21 protein-coding genes are annotated in these 23267 nt (G+C 68.9%); 12 read left to right on the top strand and 9 right to left on the bottom strand.

All coding sequences use genetic code 11. The features are described from left to right. Nucleotides 1-57: 57 nt before the first annotated feature. On the top strand, nucleotides 58-423 hold the full coding sequence (locus BMZ45_RS07675; RefSeq protein WP_091634657.1) for a DUF6164 family protein: 366 nt from the start codon (nucleotides 58-60) through the stop codon (nucleotides 421-423). A gap of 21 nt (nucleotides 424-444) precedes the next feature. Here BMZ45_RS07675 and BMZ45_RS07670 read toward each other — a convergent pair whose 3' ends face one another. Next, on the bottom strand, nucleotides 445-960 hold the full coding sequence (locus BMZ45_RS07670) for a M48 metallopeptidase family protein (RefSeq protein WP_091634654.1): 516 nt from the start codon (nucleotides 958-960) through the stop codon (nucleotides 445-447). A gap of 106 nt (nucleotides 961-1066) precedes the next feature. Here BMZ45_RS07670 and BMZ45_RS07665 point away from each other — a divergent pair, with 106 nt between their 5' ends. The 4 genes from BMZ45_RS07665 to BMZ45_RS21580 all read left to right on the top strand — a co-directional run bounded on the left by BMZ45_RS07665 (nucleotide 1067) and on the right by BMZ45_RS21580 (nucleotide 4450). Further along, nucleotides 1067-2128 (top strand): sel1 repeat family protein, encoded by a 1062-nt coding sequence (locus tag BMZ45_RS07665; RefSeq protein ID WP_139215433.1) that lies wholly within the window; start codon nucleotides 1067-1069, stop codon nucleotides 2126-2128. Beyond that, entirely contained in the window at nucleotides 2112-2588 is a 477-nt protein-coding gene (locus BMZ45_RS07660; RefSeq protein WP_139215432.1) for a hypothetical protein, read from the top strand. Before BMZ45_RS07665 ends, BMZ45_RS07660 begins: the two co-directional genes overlap by 17 nt. A gap of 502 nt (nucleotides 2589-3090) precedes the next feature. Next, nucleotides 3091-3993 carry a sel1 repeat family protein gene (locus tag BMZ45_RS07655; RefSeq protein WP_139215431.1) on the top strand — a complete coding sequence of 301 codons (903 nt, stop codon included), beginning with the start codon at nucleotides 3091-3093 and terminating at the stop codon, nucleotides 3991-3993. Between the two features lie 16 nt (nucleotides 3994-4009). Continuing rightward, the gene (locus tag BMZ45_RS21580; protein ID WP_091634642.1) at nucleotides 4010-4450 is read left to right on the top strand and encodes a hypothetical protein; all 441 of its coding nucleotides are present in this window, start codon (nucleotides 4010-4012) and stop codon (nucleotides 4448-4450) included. 25 nt (nucleotides 4451-4475) lie between these two features. Here BMZ45_RS21580 and BMZ45_RS21825 read toward each other — a convergent pair whose 3' ends face one another. Next, nucleotides 4476-6302 carry an extracellular catalytic domain type 1 short-chain-length polyhydroxyalkanoate depolymerase gene (locus BMZ45_RS21825; RefSeq protein WP_091634639.1) on the bottom strand — a complete coding sequence of 609 codons (1827 nt, stop codon included), beginning with the start codon at nucleotides 6300-6302 and terminating at the stop codon, nucleotides 4476-4478. A gap of 221 nt (nucleotides 6303-6523) precedes the next feature. Here BMZ45_RS21825 and BMZ45_RS07640 point away from each other — a divergent pair, with 221 nt between their 5' ends. Next, the gene (locus BMZ45_RS07640; RefSeq protein WP_091634637.1) at nucleotides 6524-7735 is read left to right on the top strand and encodes a glycosyltransferase; all 1212 of its coding nucleotides are present in this window, start codon (nucleotides 6524-6526) and stop codon (nucleotides 7733-7735) included. Between the two features lie 200 nt (nucleotides 7736-7935). Here the strand turns inward: BMZ45_RS07640 and BMZ45_RS07635 are convergent, their stop codons facing one another. Together BMZ45_RS07635 and BMZ45_RS07630 are read right to left on the bottom strand one after the other, a co-directional pair. After that, a complete protein-coding gene (locus BMZ45_RS07635) occupies nucleotides 7936-9339 on the bottom strand; it encodes an MFS transporter (protein WP_091634634.1) in 1404 nt (467 codons plus the stop codon). Further along, complete coding sequence (locus tag BMZ45_RS07630) at nucleotides 9336-10385, bottom strand: NADP-dependent oxidoreductase (protein WP_217643171.1); 1050 nt, start codon at nucleotides 10383-10385, stop codon at nucleotides 9336-9338. Before BMZ45_RS07630 ends, BMZ45_RS07635 begins: the two co-directional genes overlap by 4 nt. A gap of 63 nt (nucleotides 10386-10448) precedes the next feature. Between BMZ45_RS07630 and soxR the strand changes: the two genes are divergently transcribed. The 3 genes from soxR (at nucleotide 10449) to BMZ45_RS07615 (ending at nucleotide 11985) form a co-directional block, all read left to right on the top strand. Beyond that, on the top strand, nucleotides 10449-10898 hold the full coding sequence (gene soxR, locus BMZ45_RS07625) for a redox-sensitive transcriptional activator SoxR (RefSeq protein WP_256374549.1): 450 nt from the start codon (nucleotides 10449-10451) through the stop codon (nucleotides 10896-10898). A 205-nt stretch (nucleotides 10899-11103) separates the two neighbouring features. Then, entirely contained in the window at nucleotides 11104-11613 is a 510-nt protein-coding gene (locus tag BMZ45_RS07620) for a DUF1993 domain-containing protein (RefSeq protein ID WP_091634631.1), read from the top strand. 75 nt (nucleotides 11614-11688) lie between these two features. Next, nucleotides 11689-11985, top strand: a complete 297-nt coding sequence (locus tag BMZ45_RS07615) for a DUF6916 family protein (RefSeq protein ID WP_091634629.1) — start codon at nucleotides 11689-11691, stop codon at nucleotides 11983-11985. 138 nt (nucleotides 11986-12123) lie between these two features. Here BMZ45_RS07615 and BMZ45_RS07610 read toward each other — a convergent pair whose 3' ends face one another. The 4 genes from BMZ45_RS07610 to BMZ45_RS07595 are packed head-to-tail and all read right to left on the bottom strand — an operon-like array spanning nucleotide 12124 to nucleotide 14346. Next, nucleotides 12124-12687 (bottom strand): GNAT family N-acetyltransferase, encoded by a 564-nt coding sequence (locus tag BMZ45_RS07610; RefSeq protein WP_091634626.1) that lies wholly within the window; start codon nucleotides 12685-12687, stop codon nucleotides 12124-12126. A gap of 4 nt (nucleotides 12688-12691) precedes the next feature. Beyond that, nucleotides 12692-13225, bottom strand: a complete 534-nt coding sequence (locus tag BMZ45_RS07605) for a phage tail protein (RefSeq protein WP_091634623.1) — start codon at nucleotides 13223-13225, stop codon at nucleotides 12692-12694. 35 nt (nucleotides 13226-13260) lie between these two features. Continuing rightward, complete coding sequence (locus tag BMZ45_RS07600; protein WP_091634621.1) at nucleotides 13261-13791, bottom strand: phage tail protein; 531 nt, start codon at nucleotides 13789-13791, stop codon at nucleotides 13261-13263. 30 nt (nucleotides 13792-13821) lie between these two features. After that, nucleotides 13822-14346, bottom strand: a complete 525-nt coding sequence (locus BMZ45_RS07595; RefSeq protein ID WP_091634618.1) for a phage tail protein — start codon at nucleotides 14344-14346, stop codon at nucleotides 13822-13824. A 294-nt stretch (nucleotides 14347-14640) separates the two neighbouring features. On the opposite strand from BMZ45_RS07595, the gene BMZ45_RS07590 reads away from it, so the two are divergent. The 3 genes from BMZ45_RS07590 (at nucleotide 14641) to BMZ45_RS07580 (ending at nucleotide 22605) form a co-directional block, all read left to right on the top strand. Further along, nucleotides 14641-21321, top strand: coding sequence for a putative Ig domain-containing protein (locus tag BMZ45_RS07590; protein ID WP_175488982.1), 6681 nt, complete (start codon nucleotides 14641-14643; stop codon nucleotides 21319-21321). Between the two features lie 138 nt (nucleotides 21322-21459). After that, entirely contained in the window at nucleotides 21460-21834 is a 375-nt protein-coding gene (locus BMZ45_RS07585; RefSeq protein ID WP_217643170.1) for an excalibur calcium-binding domain-containing protein, read from the top strand. A gap of 159 nt (nucleotides 21835-21993) precedes the next feature. Continuing rightward, complete coding sequence (locus tag BMZ45_RS07580) at nucleotides 21994-22605, top strand: HD domain-containing protein (RefSeq protein ID WP_254776578.1); 612 nt, start codon at nucleotides 21994-21996, stop codon at nucleotides 22603-22605. 404 nt (nucleotides 22606-23009) lie between these two features. Here BMZ45_RS07580 and BMZ45_RS21820 read toward each other — a convergent pair. Further along, nucleotides 23010-23267, bottom strand: a 258-nt coding sequence (locus BMZ45_RS21820; RefSeq protein WP_217643169.1) for a hypothetical protein, incomplete at its 5' end; no start/stop codon positions are given.

Genomic DNA, 23267 nt, shown 5'->3' with positions numbered 1-23267 from the left:
TCAAAGTAGCGCGGGCGATGTAAGCGCCAGTTGAAGACGACGCGCTATCATCGACGCATGTCGAAACTGCTGCTGAATCTGCGCCAGGTGCCCGAGGACGAGGCCACCGACGTGCGCGCGATGCTGGACGCGCACCGCATCGAGTACTACGAGACCCAGCCCAGCCGCTGGGGCATCTCCTATGGCGGCATCTGGATCGCCTCCGACGACGACGAGGCCGCCGCGCGCGCGCTGATGGCGCAGTACCAGGCCGAGCGTCAGGCGCGTGCGCGCGCCGAGCACGCGGCGGCGCAGCGCGACGGCAGCGCCGAGACCTTCGCCGGAATCCTGCGCCGCGAACCCTTGCGGGTGCTGGCCATCGTGGCCGCGATCGTGGCCCTGCTGGCGGTGCTGGCCTTGCCGGCGTGGCTGCTGCGGCCCTGAGCCGGCGATCCCGGCGCGCGCTCAGCCCTGCGATGCCGCGGCGGCGCCCTCCAGATCCAGCGCGGTGAGGTAAAGGCGCAGATCGAACTCGAGCTGGTGATAGTCCGGCTCCATGTGCGTGCACAGCTGGTAGAACGCGCGGTTGTGCTCGCTTTCCTTCAGGTGCGCCAACTCGTGCACCACGATCATCTTGAGGAATTCCGCCGGCGCGTCGCGGAACACGCTGGCGATGCGGATCTCGCGGCTGGCCTTGAGTCGGCCGCCCTGCACGCGCGAGATCGCGGTGTGCGTGCCCAGGGCCTGGCCGATCACCTGCAGGCGGTTGTCGTAGATCACCTTGTGCAGCGGCTCGGCCTTGCGCAGATAACGGGCCTTGAGCTCGGTGGTGTATTCGTACAGCGCGCGGTCGCTGCGGACCTCGTGCGCTTGCGCGTAACGCTCGCGCAGCACCGCGCCCAGTCGGCCTTGCGCTAGCAACTCGCGCACGCGCGCCAGCACGGGTTCGGGATAGCCGCTCAGATAGGTCAGTCGTTGCATCGATAGACGATACGGCAGTCGCGCTGCGCAACGGCCAGCGTGCGGGGTCCCTGCGCGTGGAAACACGCAAATTCTGCGTACTTCATCACCGAATGAGGCGCCTTCGATGCGTGCAAAGCGCGTCGATTTTCATCGCAACTTTAAATTGGTCTTGATTGTCAATTTAGGATTGTGTTTTATCTTTCGGCAACTCGAAGTGGCGCGCTTCTCCGATGCGGACCGGCGAGTGCATGCCGGCGATGGCCGGGGACGAATAAGACGGCGTAGGAGCGAAGGAATGCAATCCAATCCGCGCGGGTCGCGTATCGCGATCGTGCTCATAACCCTGCTGGCGGTGGGTCTGGCGGCGGGCTGGTGGTGGGGCCGGCGCGGACAGGACGCGACGCCCGTCGCGCGATGGGCCGAGCTTTCGCCCGTGCCGATCGCAGGTGTCGACCCGCCGGCCGACCTCGGCGGCGGCGATCCCGCTGGCGATATCGCGCGCGCACGCCGTCCCGGTGCGGCGAGACGGGATCTGAGCACCGAGCGCAGTTACGACCTGCCGCGCGGGCGCGCGCTGGACGTGATCGCAGCCCTGCAGCCGCGTGCCGAGGCCGGCGACAACGACGCAGCGTTCTACCTGTTTCTCAAGATCGAGGGCTGCCGTTACCAGCTCTATCACAGCGGCGACAACCGCCGTGCGGCACCGACCAGCGGCGACAGTATCGAGTCGCAATTGATCGCGCGTACGTCACCGGATTGCCACGGCCTGACGCCCGAGCACTACCGGAACAACCTGCGTTGGCTGGAGCAGGCCGCCGACAGCGGATTGATCATGGCGCAGCTCAGCTACGCCGGAAATGCCGAGGCTGTGGTCGGGAACTCCTCGCAGATGCTGGCGAATCCCGAAAAGGTCATCGCCTACCGGCGCAAGGCGATGGGCTACCTGCATCGGGCGGCTGCCAACGGCAGCGTCGGTGCCTTGCACAGCCTCGGCGATGCCTACCACTACGGCGTGCTAGCGCCGCGCGACCCGGCCCGCGCCTACGCCTATGCCTACGCGGAAAGCCTGGCCTTGCCGCAGTACGGGCAGTTCCGCCTGGGCAATTACGCGAAACCACTCGATCCCTCACAACTGGCTGCGGCCACTCAACAAGGAAGGAGAATCTACGATGCATGCTGCAAGTAAACACAAGGCGTGGCTGGTCGCTGCGCTGGCGATTCCGCTACTGGCTGCCGGCACTTGGCTGGTGGCAGCCGAGCGCGGGCCGTTCGAATGCGACAACGGCTGTCAGATCGGCTATCCCAAACCCGACCCCGCCACCTTGGACTACATCGAGCGCATGAAGCCCTTGTTCAACCAATGGTTCGGCGACGTGTTCTGGAACAAGGGCGATATCTACATCATCTGCAACGCGGACTACTGCGCGAAGTACTACATCACCGACGACTTCGGCATCTTCGGCACCAACGACGGACGCATCCCGCGCACAGACGGCGGCGCCGGCAGCGGCTACGGCGGTGGCGGCGGCGCCGAAACCGGCGGCAGCGGCGGCTACAACCCGGGTTGGAGCAGCGGCGGTAGCGGTGGTGGGGTCGGCGGTTCCGGCAGGGTGAACGTGGGCGATCCTTCGGTGGTGGAGAACTAAGCCCCGCACGGCGCCCGCATCGTGCGGGCGTCGCTTTCGGTTTGCTGCGAAACCTGAGCGATGGGTGTCGTATTCGGGCGATTGGCGCCGTCGGCACTGCGGCCTCGTGTGCCCGCGCGTAAGGCGCGGGCAGTGTCGTACCCGGGCGCGGACCTGACGGCGATAGCTCGCGCACCCGCGCCAACGCGGGTTAGGGATTGCCGCTCAGAGAAGTCGGTCGTCGCATCGTTGGACGATGCGGCAGCCGCGATGCGCAGCGGATAGCGCGTGAGATCGCCGCGAAAGGGTTGGCGCAGATTCTGCGCACCTCATCAGCTAAGGAGATGCCTTCGGTGCGCGTGAAGCACGCCGCTCCATCGGCGCTTCAATTTTGGATTGATTTTCATATCAGGGCGCTGTTTTACTTTTTGATAAATCGTAGGCCAATTTCATCGAATGCGAGCCGGCGGGAGCATGCCGGCCTGCTCGCCGGCGACTTGAATGGAACGAAAGGAGCGAGGGAATGCAGTCCAATCAGCGCCGGTCGCGTATCGCGATCGTGCTCATCGCTTTGTTGACGGTGGGCCTGGCGGCCGGCGGGTGGTGGAGCCGGCGTGCGCCAGAATCGCATGCGGCCGCCGCGGAGCGCCCTGCAGAGGCCGTTGAGTCACCCAACATGACCGCCGCCCAAGCGCCCGCCACCGGCGGACCAGCCGCCGAGCTGTTGCGCGCGCGTCGGCCGAACACGGTGCCGCGCGTGTCGACCTTCACCCGCAGCTACGATCCGCCGCCCGGACGCGCGGTGGACGTGGTGGCGGCACTGCAGCCGCGCGCGGAAGCGGGCGACAACGACGCCGCCTTCTATCTGTTCGTCAAGGTCGAGGGCTGTCGCTACGCGCTCTATCACGGCGGCAGCGGCAGCGGCACGCGGGCTGCGCCGGTGGCAGGCGACGACCTGGAGGCCCAGCTGATTGCGCGCACGCCGCCGCAATGCCACGGCCTCACCCTCGATCAGTACCGGAACAATGTGCGCTGGCTGGAGCAGGCCGCCGACAGCGGCATCGCCATGGCCCAGCTCAGCTATGCACGGAATGCGGAAGCGGTGATCGGCAATTCCTCTCAGATGCTTTCCGATCCCGAGAAGGTCATCGCTTACAGGCGTAAAGCCATGCACTACATGCAGCAGGCCGCTGCGGGCGGGAGCATCGAAGGGCTGATGAGTCTCGGCGATGCCTACCACTACGGCGTGATTACCCGGCGCGATCCGATCAGGGCCTATGCCTACTACTACGCGAAGGACCTGGCCGCACCCAGCGCCTACGGCCAGAAGCGTCTTCAGGCCTATGCCGATCTATTGAATTCAACGCAACTGGCGACGGCTACCCAACAGGGAAGGGATATCTACGATGCGTGCTGTAAGCCTTAAGAAATGGTGTCTGATCATGGGCGTCGCCGTGCCGCTGGCGATTGCCGGGGTCTGGCTGGTTGCTGCTGAGCGCGGCCCCTTCATATGCGATAACGGCTGCCAAATCGCGCATCCCTTGCCGGATGAAGAAACGGCGGAGTATGTGGAGCAGATGAAACCCTTGTTCAACCAATGGTTCGGCGAGGTGTTCTGGAACAAGGGCGATATCTACATCATCTGCAACGCGGACTACTGCGCGAAGTACTACATCACGGACAACTTCGGCCTCTACGGCACCACCGACGGCCGCATGACGCGCACAGACGGCGGCGCCGGCAGCGGCTACGGCGGCGGCGGCGGCGCCGAAACCGGCGGCAGCGGCGGCTACAACCCGGCTTGGAGCAGCGGCGGTAGCGGCGGTGGGGTCGGCGGGTCCGGCAGGGTGAACGTGGGCGATCCGTCGGTGGTGGAGAACTGATCGCCGCATCGCGCCCGCCGTTAGCTCAAGGCATCACATACTCCACCCGCAGCTTCGCGCTCGCCCCGCGATCGATCCACAGATAGTTCGTCGCCGTCTGCGGGCTGGCGTAGCGCAGGCGCAGCTGGGTGCGGCCGCCGCGGTTGATCGCGGCCAGGCCGGCGGCGTCGAAGGCGGTGCTGGCCTGGCTGCCGCCGGTGAAGGGCGGCAACTGAGCGACCGCGGTGGCGCTCGCGGCGGCGGCGTAGTCGGCGGCCTCGATGGTGCAGGCGCCGTAGCAACCGTTGCGCACGTCGATCAGCAGGGTGTTGCCGGCCGGATTGCTCCAGGGGTCGCCGTAGGCGCTGCGATAGACCACGCTGACGGTGGCGGACACGACGGTGGCGCCGTCGGGAATCGCGGCGGTGTCGAAGGACAGCAGGCTGCGGTTGTACTTGCCGTCGGCGCCGCGGCCGGAAGCCAGGCCATAGCTGGCTTCCAGCGTGCCCACCGCGGGCGCGCCGCCGTTGGCGTCGGCTTTGACGTAGCCGTCGTTGGCGTCTTCGTTGTCGAAGTTCAGCACGCCGCCGCTGCCGCCGCCGGTTCCACCGCTGACGATGACGCCGACCGCGACCGAACTGCCGACGTTGCCGGCCAGGTCGTAGGCGCGCGCCTGCAGGCTATGCGCGCCGTCGCTGCTGCTGGCGCTGTTCCAGGCGCCGGTGTACGGGGTGCTGGCGTCGCTGGCGATCAGGTTGCCGTCCAGCAGGAACTCGACCCGGTCGACGGCGACGTTGTCGCTGGCATCGGCGGCGAGCGCGACGTTGCCGCTGACGTTGGCGCCGTCGGCCGGCGCGGTCAGCGCGACCTGCGGCGCGATCCCGTCCAGGTTGTCCAGGCCCCAGAAGCGCGCGATGTAATAGCTGGAGCAGATGTTGACGTCGAGGAGGTAGGCGCCGGCGGTGCCGCACTGGCTTTCGCCGCTGCCGGGATCGACCGGGGTGCCGTGGCCCATGCCGGTGATCGTGTAGGTTTCGACCAGGGCGCGGCCGGCGGCGTCGCGATAGACCTTGTGCGGATAACCGGCGATGGTGTCCTGCACGTCCGGGGTCTGGTCGATGCCGTGCACGTTGGTCCATTGCTGCAGGCTTTCGGTCTGGTTGGCCGGGCGCACGGTGTAGTCGGCGTCGCCGTGCCAGATCGAGACGATGGGCCAGGGGCCGGCGTGGGGGCTGGCCGCGCGCACCTTGTCGCCCCATTGCGCGGGCGTGAGGTCGCTGCCGGGGTTCATGCAGCCGAAGGCCGCGCTCTGGCTGGTCGCGCAGCGATAGGGGATGCCGGCGACGATGGCGCCGCCGGCGAACACGTCGGGGTAGGTCGCCAGCATCGCCGAGGCCATCGCGCCGCCCGCCGACAGGCCGGTGACGTAGACGCGGTCGGCCGCGCTGGCGTGGTCGCTGCGCATGCGGTCGACCATCTGCTTGATCGACAGCGCTTCGCCCTGGCCGCGGGTGAGGTCGCCGTTCTCGAACCAGTTGAAGCAGCTGCTGGCGTTGTTGCCGCTCTGCTGTTGCGGCAGCAGCAGCGCGAACTGCCAACGCTGGGCCAGCAGTTCCCAACCGGTTTCGGCGTCGTAGCTGGCCGCGCTCTGGGCGCAGCCGTGCAGGGCGACCACCAGCGGCGCGTTCGCGGGCAGGCCCGGCGGCACGAACTTGAACATGCGCAGGTTGCCGGGGTTGCTGCCGAAGCCGGTGACCTCGGTCAGGGCCAGGGCCGGGGTGCTGATCGCGAGCGCGAACAGGCCGGCCAGCGTGAGGGTGAGGCGGCGGGCGCGACGCGTGCGCGCGGCGGCGGCGAGGGCTGGGACGGACATGCGGTCGACTCCTACGGACGAGGATCCTGCGGATGACGCGGAGCGGGCGGCCATGGGGCCCCCGGATGCGCCCGATGCCGGCGGAGTAGGCCACGCCGGTGCGCGGCTCACCATCGTCCGATGGGGCAAGCTGCGCTGCAGCATGAGGCGAGGCAGGGGCACCGAAGCTGGTTCAGGCGGCCGCCATAAATCCGTCATCGCCCCGCCATAGTCTGGCGGCCATGAACATCCTGATGCTGTCCGACGTGTACTTCCCACGGGTCAACGGCGTCTCGACGTCGATCCGCACCTTCGCCCAGTCGCTGGCACGCATGGGGCATGCGGTGACTCTGGTGGTGCCGGACTACGGCCCCGACAGCGGCCAGGAACAGCACGACGGCCACGGCGAGTTCGAGATCCTGCGGCTGCCGTCGCGGGTGATCTTCTTCGATCCCGAGGACAGACTGATCCGCGCGTCCGCGCTGCGCGAGGTGCTGGAGACCCTGGCCGCACGCGATTGGGACGTGATCCACATCCACACGCCGTTCCGCGCCCACAGCCTGGGCGTGCGCCTGGCGCGTCGGAGCGGGCGGCCGACGGTGGAGACCTATCACACCTATTTCGAGGAATACGTGGGCCACTACCTGCCGTGGCTGCCGGCGCCGCTGCTGCGCGCGTTCGCGCGGCGCGCATCGCGCTCGCTGTGCCATGGCGTGGATCATCTGATCGTGCCGACCGCGCAGATGGTGGACGTGCTGAACCGCTACGGCATCACCACGCCGTCGACGGTGCTGCCGACCGGCATCGACCTGAGCGAGTTCGCGCGCGGCGACGGCGCGCGCTTTCGCGCCGAGCACGGGATCGCGCCGCAGCGGCCGACCCTGGTAACGGTGAGTCGGCTGGCGGTCGAGAAGAACATCGCGTTCCTGCTGCGGGTGACGAAGCGGCTGATCGACGAGTTTCCGCAGCTGCTGTTCCTGATCGCGGGCGAGGGCCCGGATGCCGAACGCCTCAAGCGCCTGAGCGTCGAACTGAAGCTGCAGGACCACGTGCGCTTCTTCGGCAATCTCGACCGCCGCACCACCTTGTTGGACGCCTATCGCGCCGGCGACGTGTTCGTGTTCGCCTCGCCCACCGAAACCCAGGGCCTGGTGTTGATCGAAGCCATGGCGCTGGGTGTGCCCATCGTCTCGACCGCGGTCATGGGCACCGCCACGGTGTTGCGCGACGTGCGCAGCGCGGTGGTCAGCGCCGAGGACGAGGCCGCGTTCGCGGGCCATGTGGCCGAGGTGTTGCGCTCGCCCGAGACGCGTGCTGCCTTGTCGGCCGCGGGGCCGCAGGACGCGCGCGCCTGGAGCACCGACGGGCTGATGGAGCAGGTGGTCGCCTTGTACGAGCAGATCGCGCGCCCGCGCGCCGTCGCCGCGCCGATGACCGCGGAAGCCAGTTCGTGAACCCATCGCTACGCAGGATGCGGTAAGCCGTAAGCGCGCCGCATCGCATCGCCACGAGCGAACGCAATGAAGCCGATGCGGTTATCACCGCATCCTACGGTTTATGCGCAGCGTTCTCGTAGGATGCGGTAAGCCAAAGGCGCACCGCATCGCAACTCCACGCACGAACGCGACGAAGCCGATGCGGTGGTCGCAGCCGCCTACGGCTGCACGCGCCGCGCCAGCAGCGCGCCGAGCACGGCCAGCGCCAGCGAAATCGCGAACCCAGCCAGGTAAGCCCCGGCGTGGCCGTGCGGCAACAAGGCCGCGAACAGCGATCCGCCGATCGCCAGCACGCTGGCGGTGAACAGCGCGTCGCACAGCTGCAGTGCCGAGGAGTTGAGCCCTTGCTGCGCCGGTGGCGACAGCTCCAGGGTCAGCACCGACAGGCTGGGGAAGGTCACGCCCATGCCCAGGCCGGCCAGCACCCAGCCCGACACGCCGACGGCGGTGGGCACCGTCGGCACCAGTATCGCGACGATGGCCGCGATGCCGATCGCGATCAGGCTCATGCCGATCTGCAGCAGCCGCGCCGGGGCGTAGCGCTGCACCGGACGTCCGCGGTACCAGGAACCCGTCGACCAACCGACCGCGCCGACGGTAAGCGCGAGCCCCGCCGCGGTCGGCGACCAGCCACGCTCGTGCGAAAGCAGCAGCGGCAGGAACACCTCGGTGCCGAAGAACGCCGACGAGGCGATGCCGCGCAGTGCGATCACGGTCGGCAGGCCGCGCGCGGCGCGCAAGGTGCCGGTCGGCAGCAGGCGCAGCGCGCACACCACCAGGCCGAGCGCGGCCAAGGCGAGCAGGACCGCCGCGAGCGCGCCGCGCTGCTGGCCGGCGATATGCAGCAGCAGCGCGCTGGCGGCGGCGCCGATCGCCCAAGGCATGCGCGCGGGCGTGGCGTCGTCGCAGGCGTCGGCGTGTTCGGGCGCGCCCAGATCGCGCACCGCGGGCAGCACCAGCGCCGCCGCGGCCAGCGCGATCAACGGCACCGACAGAAACACCCAGCGCCAGCCCCAGTGTTCGACGATGGCGCCGCTGATCGCCGGTCCGATCACCGCCGGCACCACCCAGGCCGCGGCGAACGCGGCGAAGATGCGCGGGCGCAGCGCTTGCGGATACTTGCGGCCGACCACCACGTAGAGCGCGACCGACATCAGTCCGCCGCCGAAACCCTGGACGACGCGGCCCAGCAGCAGCCACGCCATCGACGGCGCCAGGCCCGCCAGCAACAGGCCGATCGCGAACCAGACGATGCCCTGACGCAGCGGCGCGGCCGGGCCGCGCGTATCCGCCCAGCGTCCTGCCGCGACCATGCCGACCACGCTGGCCGCCAGCGCGCCGCCGAAGGCCAGCGCATACAGCGGCAGACCGTTCAGCGCTTCGGCCACGGTCGGCATCGCGGTCGCGACCGCCAGCGCCTCGAAGGCGGCAAGCGCGACCAGGGCGATGGCGCCGACGGTGAGCGCGCGGTAGCGGCGATCGAACAGGCCGCTCGCGGCGCCGTCGGCGTCGTGCGCGCGCAAGGGCGCGAGAGCGTCGGCCGCGGTGTCGGCGTCGCTCATGGGCCGAAGCCGCTGTCGCCGGTCTGATAGACCATCAGCACCACCTTGCCGCGGCCGTGGCCGGTCTCGACGTCGCGGTGCGCGACCGCGGCGTGCGCGAGCGGGTAGATCTCGCGCACGTGCACGTGCAGGCGGCCGTGTTCGTACAGCTCGACCAGCTGGCGCAGGCGGTCGCGGTCGCATTCGCCGCGCAGGCGCAGCACGCCGTGTTCGCGCGCGCCGTCGGCGTCGACCAGGGTGCCGATGCGTTCGCGCGCGGCGCCCAGCGCCAGCGAGGCGGCGATCGCGCCGCGCCCGGCCGCATCCAGGGCCACGCTCACACCTTGCGGCGCCAGCTCGTGCACGCGGGCGACCAGGCCTTCGCCGTACAGCACGGGTTCGACGCCGAGGGTGCGCAGGTAGGCGTGGTTCTCGCGGCTGGCGCTGCCGATCACGCGCGCGCCGGCCAGGCGCGCGAGCTGCACCGCGATCGAGCCCACGCCGCCGGCCGCGCCGTGCACCAGCAGGGTGTCGCCGCGGCCGACGTTGAGCGCGCGCAGGGCGACCTGGGCGGTCTGGCCCGAGGCCGAGAGCGCGCCGGCGACCGCCCAGGACATCATCGGCGGCTTGGCCACGACCTGGGCGGCCGGCACGGCCAGGACTTCGGCGTAGGCGCCGCCGTCGCACCAGCCCAGCACTTCCTGGCCGTGGTAATAGCCGCGCACGCCGTCGCCGATCTGGTCGACCACGCCGGCGAATTCGTAGCCCAGGCGCTGCGGGAAGGCGGCGTCGGCATCGATGCCGCGGCGCGCGAATTCGCCGTTGCGGCGCGCGATGTCGGCCGGCTGCACGCCGGCCGCGCGCACGCGCACGCGCAGTTCGCCGCGTGCGGCTTCGGGCAGCGGCAGCACGGTGGGGTAGAGCACGTCGGGGCTGCCGTAGCGATCGAAGTGCACGGCCTGCATCAGGCCGTCGTCGCCGCGGTCGTCGCCGCCGAGGTCGGCGTCGCGATCGAGGCGGGCACTGGAGCGGTCGAGGTCGTCCTCGCGCGCGTTGCGGTTGTCCATGGCTTGACCGGAAAGAGTGGGGACGCGCAGGATAGGACCTCAACTTAACTTCAGGTCAAGCGGTTGGGCGCGACTACCGAACTGAGCGTGGGGCAGATGGCGCAGCGTAGCGGGGTGGCGGTGTCGACGCTGCACTTCTACGAGGCCAAAGGCTTGATCCACAGCCAACGCACCGCCGGCAACCAGCGCCGCTACGGGCGCGACATGCTGCGCCGGATCGCGATCATCCGGGTCGCCCAGCGCGTGGGCATGCCGCTGGCGACGATCCTGGCGGCGTTCTCGACCCTGCCCGACGGACGCACGCCCACGCGCAAGGACTGGGAGCGATTGTCGGCGACCTGGCGCGAGGAACTGGATGAGCGCATCCAGAGACTGAGCCAGATGCGCGACACCCTGGACGACTGCATCGGCTGCGGCTGCCTGTCGATCGACCGCTGCCGCCTGGCCAACCCGGGCGACGTACTGGCCGAGGACGGGCAGGGCGCGCAGCGCTGGGAGCATGCGGGGGAGTAACGGGCAACTTCCCCCTTCGGAAAAGGGGGATTGAGAGGGATTTGCTTCACAGCCGCTGCGTAGACGATCCGCCCACGCTTCGATGCGCTCGCCCCAGCGCGCATCCCATACGCCACCGCCCGCAGGACGCATCGATCCATCCTTGCGGGCGTGGTCGGACGCCGGCGCCGTCGTACCATGGCGGATTCACCCCACGAGTCCCGCCATGACCGTTTCCATGCACGCCGCCTCCGTTCCCGTGTTCAAGCAGTTCCTCGGCAGCCTCAGCGCGCTGCTGGACAAGGCCCAGGCCTATGCGACCGAGAAGAAAATCGATCCGGAGGTGCTGCTGCAGTCGCGCCTGTACCCGGACATGTTTCCGCTGCTGCGCCAGGTTCAGATCGCCTGCGACTTCGCCAAGGGCGTGAGCGCGCGTCTGGCCGATGCGGAAGTGCCGGTGTACGACGACTCCGAGCGCACCCTGGAGCAGTTGCAGGCGCTGGTCGCCAAGACCACCGCCTTCATCGACAGCCTGGAGCCGGTGCTGTTCGACGGCGCCCACGAGCGCGAGGTGGTGCTGCGCCCGGGCACGCCCAAGGAGCGTCGCTTCGTCGGCCACGGCTATCTGCTGCACTACGGCCTGCCGCAGTTCCAGTTCCATGTGGTGGCCGCCTACGCGATCCTGCGCCACAACGGCGTCGAGGTCGGCAAGCGCGATTACATGGGCCAGTACTGAGCCTGGCGCGCCGCGCGCGCTTGCATCGCGCGTGCGGCGCGGCGACCATGGTTCCCAGGTTTTAGGGGAACCCGCATGGAATTGCTGACGCTGGATCATTTCGCCCGCTACGTGAACGAGACCTTCTCGGCGGCCTTGAACGACGGCGAAGTGCCGTTCGTACTGGTCGAGGCGCGGGCGCTAGACCCACGCCAGGCCATGCCGGGGGCGGCGCGCGCGCCGTTCTCGCTGCTGTTCCGCAATACCTCCTCGTTCCTGTTCCCGCAGCAGACCTATCTGATGCGCCACGACAGCGTGGGCGAAATCGGGATCATGCTGGTGCCGATCGCGCGCGAGCGCGAAGGCTTTTTGTATCAGGCGATATTCAACTGAGGGCGGAGCGGGCCCAGGGTCCGTTTGGCGGTTGGATGCCCGCAAGCCTGATCTGAGTCATCGTGAGCGCGGGCGCCGATCGTGCGGCACGGTGCGCGGTCGCGGCTTACGCCGCCCATCCTGAGCGGATCGCGAGGGTCAGGGCGCCGGCCAGCACAGGCGCCGGTGAGCGCCGCTGTCTTCGATCTGGACGAAACCCAGGCGCCGATACAAGCGCTGCGCGCCGATGTTGTCCGAGGCCACGTGCAGGTGCAGGCCGCGGCCCAGCGCGGCGGCATCGCGCTGGCTGTGTTCGATCAAGGCGCTGGCGATGCCGTGGCCGCGCGCGGCGGGCAGCAGGCTGATATCGACGATCAGGTGATAGGGCGCGCCCCTTTGCAGGTAATAGCGGCCGACCGGAGCGCCGTTGCGTTCGATCGCGAGGAAGTCGGCATCGGCGTAGTGCAGCAGATAGTGCTGGTGCTGCAGCGCGAACTGGCTGTCGAGAAAGGCGCGCTTGGCCTCGTCGGGCCAAGGGATCGTGGCGAGCTCTTCGGCGCGGGTGCTGGCGTACAGGGCGCGCAGCCAGGGCAGATCGTCGTCGCGCGCGGGGCGCAATGCGAACCCGCGCTCGCTCAGGAGCGCGGGTGTCGCCAGGCGGCCGTCGCGGCCCTGCCTATCGTCGCTGCGCGGGAACGGCAGCGGCTGCGACGGTGCCTGCATGGCCTCAGCCGAAGCTGGGGAAAATGCCCTGCAACGCGATGCAGAAGTTCGACGCGAGGTAGGGCTGACGGTTCTCGTGCGGCTGGCCGCCGCCGGTGGGACCGCACATATTGGGGGCGAACTGCGCGTTGGCGGTGGGGTTGGTGACGAACGGATTGCTGGCCGTCGGCACGCCCAGGTAGTTGCCGGCTGCCGGCGTGTTGGTGCGCTTGTTGCTATCCGGCTGGTTGTACAGGGTCAGCGTATGGCTATGCGAAGGCATCGTGGACTGGGTCAGGGTCACGCTGTTGGAGCCGAACACCTCGCCCGTGGTGCGCGGGGTGAGGCCGCCGCCCTGGCCCTGGTTGCAGCCGGCGCGGTTGACGAAGTTGGGCAGCTGGAACGTGGTCTGGCCGTTGCCGCCGTACTGGGTGCCCAGCAGCGAGAACAGTGCGGTGTTCTGCTGGATGGCCAGGGTGGCGCCGTTGCAGGAGGCCCAGCCGCGCGGGGCGAAGTTGAATCCGAACAGCTGGATTTCGCCGATGAAAGGTTCGGTCATGTCGTAGTCCTCGATTCTGTATGCGCGACGGCCGCTCAGCTCTGCGACGGGAAGACGCCCGCCCAGGCGATGCAGTACTGCACCGTGAGGGTCGGCATCAGGTTGTCGTGCGGCTGGTTGCCGCCGATCGCCGTGGTCGCGAGGGGAGACATGACGGCGGGGGTGGCACCGGCGATGTCGGTGACGTACATGGTGTCGCCCGCCACCGCGGCGGGTAGCACGGTGGCGCCGACGGTGCCGGTGGTGGCCGCGGCGGTGGTCGCCATCAGCGGGTGGTTGTGCTGCGGCAGCTGGGTCTGGATCAGGGTGACGCTCTCGGTGCCGCTCATCTCGCCGATCACGCGGGTGCTCAGGCCCGGGCCGGTGCCCTGGTGCAGCGGCACGCGGCCGCGCAAATCGGGCACGGCGAAGGTGCTCTGGCCGTCGCCGCCATAGGTGGTGCCGATCAGGGTGTACAGCACTTCGTATTCGGCGATGGACTTCAACGAACCGTCGCAGTTGAACCAACCGTTCGGGGTGCGCCCGAAGCCGAACATGCGGATTTCTCCGACGTAAGGGGTGCTCATAGGAAACTCCTGTAAAGGTTGGCCGGAGGCTCAGTTACGCGACGGATAGATGCCGTTCAGTGCGATCACGAAATTGATCACGGTGTAGGGCTGCATGTTCGCGTGAGGCTGATTGCCGCCCGCCATTCCCATGCCTTGCAGCGGCACCAGAGCGCCGTTGGAGGGGCCGAAGATAGAGGTGCTGTTGGTGCCGTACAGGCCGTTGGTCGGGTTACGGATGGCGCCGGTGGCGCTGGTGCCGTTGACCAGATGGTTGTGGCCGGGCATCTGGGTCTGCAGCAGGGTCACGCTCTCGACGCCGCCGATCTCGCCCTGCTGGTAGGGCGCCGGGTTCCAGCCGCCGTCGACCGAGTTGCCGAAGCCTGCCGGCGTCCGCGACTGCATGTTCGGCAGCTGGAAGTTGGTGGTGCCGTTGCCGCCGTAGGTCGTGCCGAGCAAGGAAAACAACGCTTGGTTCTGAGCGATCGGCAGGAGTTGTCCGTTGCACAGGGCAAAGCCCTTGGGCGCAAACGCAAACCCCGTGAGCATGATCTGCCCGAGGAAGACTTCGGTCATACCTTTTCCCCCAAAAGGATGGTGGCACGGGACGTCATGTCCGGTGCGGCCGTTACTCTCGCTCACAGGCCGCATGCGGTACAAGCTAATTTTTTGTGGCAGTGCAACATGCGAATCTGTGAAGTGGTAGGCACTTTCTTTGCTGATCGAATCCTGATTGAATGGGCGGGAGCAGTTCGCAAGGGGTGCGGCTCGGGTGCAAGCCCGATGTCCGCGGACAGGGATTCGAGTCTCGCCGGACGGTTCGACAGCCAGCGGCCGATCGAGCTCGTGCGGTGTCAACAGGGGCAGAACATGCATCAGCATTTTGCGCATAGCGTGGAGACGCCGCGTGCGCCTTCGCACGTCTTCTTTTCCTGGTTCTCGTGGCTAGCCACCGCGCTGCTATGCCTGGCGAGCGTGTGGCCGCAGGCCGCGATGGCGGCGCCATCGACGTTCTGCCCGACCCTGAGCATGTCGGTCGCGCACAGCGGCTCGCAGACCATCAACGTCAATCACTGCCATGGCGGCTTCGGCATCACCGCCGGCACCGCGGCCACGCCGCACGGCACCCGCACGGTGGGCGTGCAGAGCGGCAGCAACCTGCCGCTGACCTACGCCCATAACGGCGACAGCGCGACCACCGACACCTTCGTGATCCAGGACGATCTCGGCGGCGACATAACCGTCACCGTGGCGATCGGCCCGGCCTCGACCATCGTGATCGGCCCGGCCACGATCAGCCTGACCGCCGGCACGCCCTTCAGCGTGACCCTGACCGCCACCGGCGGCAGCGGCGGCTATACCTATGCGCTCGACAGCGGCACGCTGCCGGTCGGGCTCAGCCTGACCAGCGGTGGCGTGCTCAGCGGCACCCCGACCCAGCGCGGCGCGACCGCGTTCTCGATCCGCGCCACCGACTCCAGCAGCGTCAGCGGCGTCAAGACCTACACCCCGAACGTCGCCAACCCGACCCTGCAGATCGCACCGACCACGCCGCCGAACGCGGCCCAGGGCTTTCCGTATTCGGTGACCTTCAGCACCACCGGCGGCGTCACCCCGCACAGCTACGCCCACGAAGTCGCATCCGGCCCGCTGCCGCCAGGCCTGAGCCTGAGCGGCGCGACCCTCAGCGGCACCCCGACCACCCTGGGCACCTACACCTTCGGCATTCGCGTCACCGACGGCAGCACCGGCCCGGGCACCTATTTCGAAGTCGAGACGGTCACCCTGACCGTGGTGGTCGCGCCGACCATCGTGGTCAACCCGGCCAGCATTCCGGGCGCGACCGTGGGCGCGGCGTATAGCCAGACCTTCACCGGCAGCGGCGGTACCGCGCCTTACACCTTCGCGATCACCGCCGGCGCCTTGCCGGCCGGCTTGAGCCTCAACACCACCTCCGGCGCCCTGACCGGCACGCCGACCGCGGCCGGCACCTTCAACTTCACGGTGCGCGCGACCGACGCCAACAACTTCTCGGGCACTCGTGCCTACACCCTGGCGGTGGCACCGCCGGTGATCGCGATCGCGCCGACCACCTTGCCCAACGGCACGGTCGCGGCGGCCTACAGCCAGGCCATCACCGCCAGCGGTGGCATCGCGCCGTACAGCTACGCGATCACTGCGGGCGCGTTGCCCGCGGGCATGACGCTGAGCGGCACCGGCACGCTGAGCGGCACGCCCACGGCGGGCGGCCTCTTCAACTTCACGGTCACCGCCACCGGCAGCAGCACCGGCACCAGCGCGCCGCACACCGGTTCGCGCGCCTACGCGCTGACGATCGCCGCACCGACCATCTTGCTGCCGGCGACCACGCTGGCCAACGGCACCCAGAACGTGGCTTACAGCGCCACGCTCAATCCGGCCAGCGGCGGCATCGCGCCGTATGCCTACGCCGTCACCGCAGGCGCCTTGCCGCCGGGCATCGCCCTGAGCAGCAGCACCGGCGCGCTGTCCGGCACGCCGACCGCCGCGGGCACGTTCAACTTCGCCGTGACCGCGACCGACAGCAGCACCGGCACCGGCCCCTACAGCTCGGCGCCGCGTGGCTACACGCTGCAGATCGTCAACATCCCGCCGGTCGCCAACCCGGTCTCGGCGACGGTGGCCTACAACAGCAGCGCCAACCCGATCACGCTGAACATCACCGGTGGCGTTCCGACCTCGGTGGCGATCGGCACGGCGGCCGCGCACGGCACCGCGATCGCCAGCGGCACCACGATCAGCTACACGCCGACCGCCGGTTACGCCGGTCCGGACAGCTTCACCTATACCGCGACCAACAGCGCCGGCACCTCGGCGCCGGCCACGGTGACCATCACCGTCGGCAACCCGACCATCACCGTGACCGCAGGCGGCCCGCTGACCGCGCAGATCGGCGTCGCTTACAGCCAGACCTTCAGCTGGAACGGCGGTACTCAACCGTTCTCCGGCTACAACGTCACCAACCTGCCGGCGGGCTTGAGCATCACCGGCAACACCGCCAACAGCGTGACCGTGTCGGGCACGCCGACCGCAGCGGGTTCGTTCGCGCTCAACGCCAGCGCCACCGACTCCAGCACCGGCAACGGTCCGTTCACCGTCGGCCAGGCCTTCACCCTGAGCGTGAGCGCGCCGACGCTGAGCATGACGCCGGCGGCCGGTACCTTGAACGCGACCTACGGCACGGCCTATAGCCAGACCTTCGTCGCCAGCGGCGGTACGCCGGCTTACACCTATGCGGTGTCGGCGGGCGCCTTGCCGGCCGGCCTGAGTCTGGACGCCAACACCGGCGTGCTCTCGGGTACGCCGACTGTCACCGGCTTGTTCACCTTCTCGGTGCGCGCGACCGACAGCTCCACCGGCACCGGCGCACCGTTCGCGCGTACGCAGAACTATGTGCTGCAGGTGGCCGCGCCGACGATCACGATCACGCCGGCGACCGTGCCGGGCGCGCAGATCGGCGTCGCCTACAGCCAGGCCGTGAGCGCGGCGGGCGGCATCGCGCCGTACACCTATGCGGTCACCGCCGGCGCCTTGCCGGCCGGGGTCAGCCTGAGCGGCACCGGCACCCTCAGTGGCACGCCGACCGCGGGCGGTACCTTCAACTTCACCGTCACCGCCACCGACAACCATGGCCAGACCGGTTCGCGCGCCTACAGCCTGACCGTGAGCGCGGCGACCATCACCGTCGCCCCGGCGACCCTGCCCAACGGCGGCGTGGCCCAGGCCTACAGCCAGACCATCACCGCCTCGGGCGGCACCGCCGGCTACAGCTTCGCGGTCACCGCCGGCGCCTTGCCGGCCGGCCTGAGCCTGGCCAGCAACGGCACGCTGAGCGGCACGCCGACGGCGGGCGGTACCTTCAACTTCACCGTTACCGCCACCGACAGCAGCACCGGCAGCGGCCCGTACACGGGCTCGAACTCCTACACTCTGTTGATCACGGCCGCGACGGTGATCCTGCCGCCGACGACTCTGCCGAACGCGACCGTGACCAACGCGTATGGCGTGGCCGTGACCGGCGCCACCGGCGGCGTCTCGCCATACACCTACGCGCTGGTCAGCGGCGCGCTGCCGCCGGGCCTGTCGGTCAGCAGTTCCGGTGGCATCACCGGCACGCCGACCGCGCCGGGCAGCTACAACTTCAGCCTGACCGCGACCGACAGCAGCACCGGCAGCGGCCCGTACACGTCGGCGCCGCAGAGCTACACCCTGCTGGTCAACGACATCGTGCCGGTGGCCAACCCGGTCTCGGCGACGGTGGCCTACGACAGCAGCGCCAATCCGATCACGCTGAACATCACCGGCGGCATTCCGTCCTCGGTGGCGGTGGCGGCAGCGGCGGCGCATGGCACGGCGACGGCCAGCGGTACCACGATCAGCTACACGCCGACCGCCGGTTACGCCGGTCCGGACAGCTTCACCTATACCGCGACCAACAGCGCCGGTACTTCGGCGCCGGCCACGGTGACCATCACCGTGTCCAACCCGACCATCACCGTGACCGCGAGCGGTCCGCTGACGGCGCAGATCGGTGGCGCCTATAGCCAGACCTTCACCTGGAACGGCGGTACTCAGCCGTTCTCCGGCTACAACGTCGCCAACCTGCCGGCGGGCCTGAGCATCACCGGCACCACCGCCAACAGCGTGACCGTGTCGGGCACGCCGACCGCGGCGGGTTCGTTCGCGCTCAACGCCAGCGCCACCGACTCCAGCACCGGCAACGGTCCGTTCACCGTCGGCCAGGCCTTCACCCTGACCGTCGGCGCGCCGACGCTGAGCATGACGCCGGCCGCCGGCAACCTGCCGATGAACTACGGCGTCGCCACCACCATCAACTTCGCCGCCAGCGGCGGCACCGGTCCGTACAGCTTCTCGCTGGCCGCCGGTTCGCTGCCGGTCGGGGTGAGCTTCAGCTCCGCCGGCGTGCTCAGCGGTACGCCGACCGTGCCGGGCAACTACAACATCGCCGTGCGAGTCACCGATGCCAGCACCGGCGCGGGCGCGCCGTTCGCGTTGCAGCAGAACTACACCATCGTGGTAGCGACCCCGGCGATCACGATCGATCCGCCGAGCCTGCCCAACGGCACCGCGGCCGTGTCGTATAGCGTGCAGTTCAGCTCCACCGGCGGCGTCGCGCCTTACAGCTACGCGCTGACGTCCGGCGCGCTGCCGGTCGGCATGAGCTTCACCTCGGGCGGTGCGCTCTCCGGCATCCCGCGTTCGGACGGCAACTTCGGCATCACCGTGCAGTCGACCGACGCCAACAGCCAGACGGCTTTGCGCGTGTACACCTTCACCATCGCCCCGGCGATCGTGACGATCTCGCCGGCGACCTTGCCCGGCGGCACGGTCGGTGTGGCGTACACCCAGAGCCTGAGCAGCAGTGGCGGCATCGCGCCGTACACCTACTCGATCGTCTCGGGCAACCTGCCGGTCGGTCTGGCCTTCAGCTCGGCCGGCGTGCTCAGCGGCACCCCGACCACCGCCGGCAGCTACACCGCCGCGATCCGTTCCACCGACGACGCCGGCTACAACACCACGGTGAACTACACCATCGTGATCGCCGACGCCGTGCCGGTGGCCAACAACGACACCGCCACGACCCTGGCGCAGCAACCGGTGACCATCGCCGTCACCGCCAACGACACCGGCGTGATCACGTCCATCGCGATCGCCTCGGCGCCGGCGCACGGCACAGCGACGGTCAGCGGACTGAACATCGTCTACACCCCGGCCACCGCGTACTTCGGTCCGGACACGCTGACCTACACCGCGATCGGCCCGGGCGGCACGTCGGCTCCGGCCACGGTCTCGATCACGGTCACGCCGCTGCCGGTGCCGGTCGGACAGCCGCGCGCCGCGACCACGCTGGCCGGCCAGCCGGTGACCATCGACACCACGGTCGGCGCCACCGGCAGTCCGTATACCGGCGTCACCATCGTGACCGCGCCGGCCACGGGCACCACCACCGTGGCGGGCACCAACATCACCTACACCCCGCTGGCCAGCGCCTCGGGCTCGGTGTCGATCGTCTACACCTTGAACAACGCCTTCGGCCCCTCGGCGCCGATCACCTCGACGGTCACGGTCAATCCGTTGCCGGTCGCGGTGTCGCGCCGGGTCGCCGCGATCGCCGGCACGCCGGTCACGGTCGAGCTCACCACCGGCGCGACCGGTGGGCCGTTCACCGCCGCCAACCTGGTCTCGCTGACGCCGGCCGGTGCCGGCACCGCGACCATCGCGTCCTCGGGCAGCGGCGCCAGCGCGAGCTACCGCCTGACCTTCACTCCGGCGGCCTCGTTCTCGGGCACGGCCACGGCCACGTTCACGCTCAGCAACGCCTATGCGACCTCGGCCCCGGCGACCATCGACTTCGACGTCGCCGGCCGTCCGGATCCGACCCAGGATGCGGAAGTCATGGGCCTGCTCGGTGCGCAGACCTCGGCCGCGCGTCGCTTCGCCACCTCGCAGATCGGCAACTTCCAGCAGCGCATGGAGGGCATGCACGGCGGCAACGGCGACGGCGCGCGCTTCCAGAATCGGATCAGCTTCGGCGTGGATCGCCGTTGCGCCGACGACGTGCGCCGCACCCCGGGCAGCGACTGCCGTCAGGTCGCCACCCGCGACGAGGCGGCGCCGGTGGAAACCGCCGCGCCTGCGTCGGGCGGCGGCGATGCGAGCTCGTTCACGATCTGGACCGGTGGCGCGCTCAACAGCGGCGACCGCGACAGCCGTTCGGGCAGCGCCGGTTTCGACTTCGAGACCACCGGCATCAGCGCCGGCATCGACACCCGCGTCAACGATGCGTTCGCGATCGGTGGCGGTATCGGTTACGGCCGCGACAACACCGACATCGGCCGCAACGGCACCCGCAGCGACGCCAAGAGCTACACGCTCGCGCTGTACGGCAGCTACCACCCGGGCGAGACCTTCTTCCTCGACGGTCTGCTCGGCTACCAGTGGCTGTCGTTCGACTCGCGCCGCTACGTGACCGCCAACGGCGGCCGCGTGCGCGGCGAGCGCGACGGCACGCAGTGGTTCGCCTCGTTCTCGGCCGGCGGCGACTACCAGCGCGACCGCCTGCACATCTCGCCCTACGCCCGCGTCGATATCGCCCGCGCGCGTCTGGACGGGTACACCGAGCAGGGCGACGCGGTGTATGCGCTGCGTTACCAGGATCAGGACGTCGACACCACCACGGCCAGCGTCGGCCTGCGGCTCGACTACGAGATCCCGGTCAGCTACGGCACCTTCTCGCCGCAGCTGCGTTTCGAGTACCAGCACGACTTCCAGGACGACAGCGCGGTCACCATGAACTACGCCGACCTGCTGTCCGGTCCGTTCTACCGGGCCGAGATCGAAGGGCTGGAGCGCAACCGTTTCGTGTTCGGACTGGGTGCGATCCTGCACACCGAGCGCGACTTCACCCTGCGCTTCGAGTACCGCGGTTTGTTCGGCAGCGATGACGACAGCGACCATGGCATCCTGCTGAACCTGGAGAAGAAGTACTGATCGAGCAGGCGGAGGCGGCGACACCGCATCCGCCTGTTCTCAGGAACGCCGGCGCGACGTCACCGTGAACGTCGCGCCGGCACTTTATTCCGGCGCCTCCGGCCCGAACGGGCCGGGGGCGCGCTGACGGAGGCGCGCATGCGCTGGCGGTCGTGGGGCTGGGCGATGCTGCTGATGTCGGTGCTGTGCTCGCCGGCGGCGCAGGCGCACGGCGGCGGTCTCAACCGCGACGGCTGCCACAACGACCGCCGCAACGGCGGTTACCACTGCCACCGCGGCGCGCCCGCGGCGGAATCGCGAACGCGGTCCGCTCATACGAATCCCGATGCGAACGCTGACGCACCCGCGCGTGCGCAGGGCTACGCGCCGGCGTCCGGCTCGGGCGCCTATCGCAATTGCAGCCAGGCGCGCGCCGCCGGCGCCGCGCCGGTGCGGCGCGGCGATCCCGGCTACGGCCCGCATCTGGATCGCGACAACGACGGCATCGGTTGCGAGCCGTATCGCGGGCGCTGAGCGGTCCGGGCCCGCGTGGCGACGAGCTTGCGCGGCGGTGCGGGGCAGGGGCGCTTCCTGCCGGTCTTGCCGCGTAGCCGCCGATTCGCGCGCCGCCGACGCGTTCGGTGCCAAGATGCGCGCAGGCCCTCCGTCACCGTGTCGTCGATGTCGCCCTCATTGCCTGTCGATCTGCCCATCGTCCTGCCGCCCGAGCTCTGGGCCGAGCTGGAAGCCGCCTATGCGACGCCGCCGCGGGCGTACCACAACTTCGATCACGTGCGCGAAGTGCTGCGCCACTACGGCGAGGTCGCGGCCGGTCCGGGCTGGAGGCAGCCGGTCGAGGTGGCGTTGGCGGTGCTGTACCACGATGCGATCTATCAGGCCGGACGGCGCGACAACGAGGCGCGGTCGGCCGAGCTGGCGGCGGCGCATATCGCGCGCTATCTGCCGGAGGCGGGCATCGAGGTGCGGCGGGTGGTCGAGTTGATCGATCTCACCGCGCGCCATGGGCAGATCGATCCGAGCCAGGTCGACGAGGAGGCGGCGCTGTTTCTGGATGGCGACATGGCGATCCTGGGGGCGGCGCCGGAGGCGTTCGATGCTTACGATCGGGGGATCGCTTCGGAGTATCGGGGGCAGGTGCCGGGGCCGTTGTTCCGGCTCAATCGGCGCCGTTTCCTCAAGGGGCTGCTCAAGCGCGAGCGCATCTATCTGAGCGAGTTTTACCACCTGCGTTACGACGCGGCGGCGCGCAACAATTTGCGGCGGGCTATCACTACTAAGCGCTAGCGCCTCGCTCGGCTCTTCATTGTCGGCCGATTTGATATTCGGTGCTTTGGCTCTAGCTCTCTCCTTTATCCAAGGATGAAGCCGTGCGGCTTACGAACCGCAGGTTCGTGCACGGGTGAACGCCGGCAGGCTGTGCCTGCTGGCCGGGCGGGTTGGGGAGGATTTGCTTCTGTTTTGCTGTTGTCACTTCTGGACGAAGTCAACGGCTTCCGCCTGCTGCGCATGCTGGTCACTTGCCGTTGCTTCTAGCTCCCTCCTTTGCAAAAGGAGGGTTGGGGAGGATTTGCTTTTGCCTTGCTGTAGCTTCTTCTGACCGAAGGTCAAAGGCTTCCGCCTGCTGCGCATGCGGGTCACTTTCTCTTGCTCCTAGCTCCCTCCTTTGGAAAAGGGTGAAGCTGTGCGGCTTACGAACCGCAGGTTCGTGCACGGGTGAACGCCGGCAGGCTATGCCTGCTGGCCGGGCGGGTTGGGGAGGATTTGCTTTTGCCTTGCTGTTGCTTCTTCTGACCGAAGGTCAAAGGCTTCCGCCTGCTGCGCATGTGGGTCACTTCCTCTGTGCTTCTAGCTCCCTCCTTTGTAAAAGGAGGGTTGGGGAGGATTTGCTTTTGCCTTGCTGTCGCTTCTTCTGACCGAAGGTCAAAGGCTTCCGCCTGCTGCGCATG

The organism is Lysobacter sp. cf310 (genome assembly GCF_900114355.1).
Lineage (GTDB): Bacteria > Pseudomonadota > Gammaproteobacteria > Xanthomonadales > Xanthomonadaceae > Lysobacter.
The sequence above is the reverse complement of the archived record's forward strand: the minus strand, read 5'-3'. Positions and strand labels throughout refer to the sequence as shown.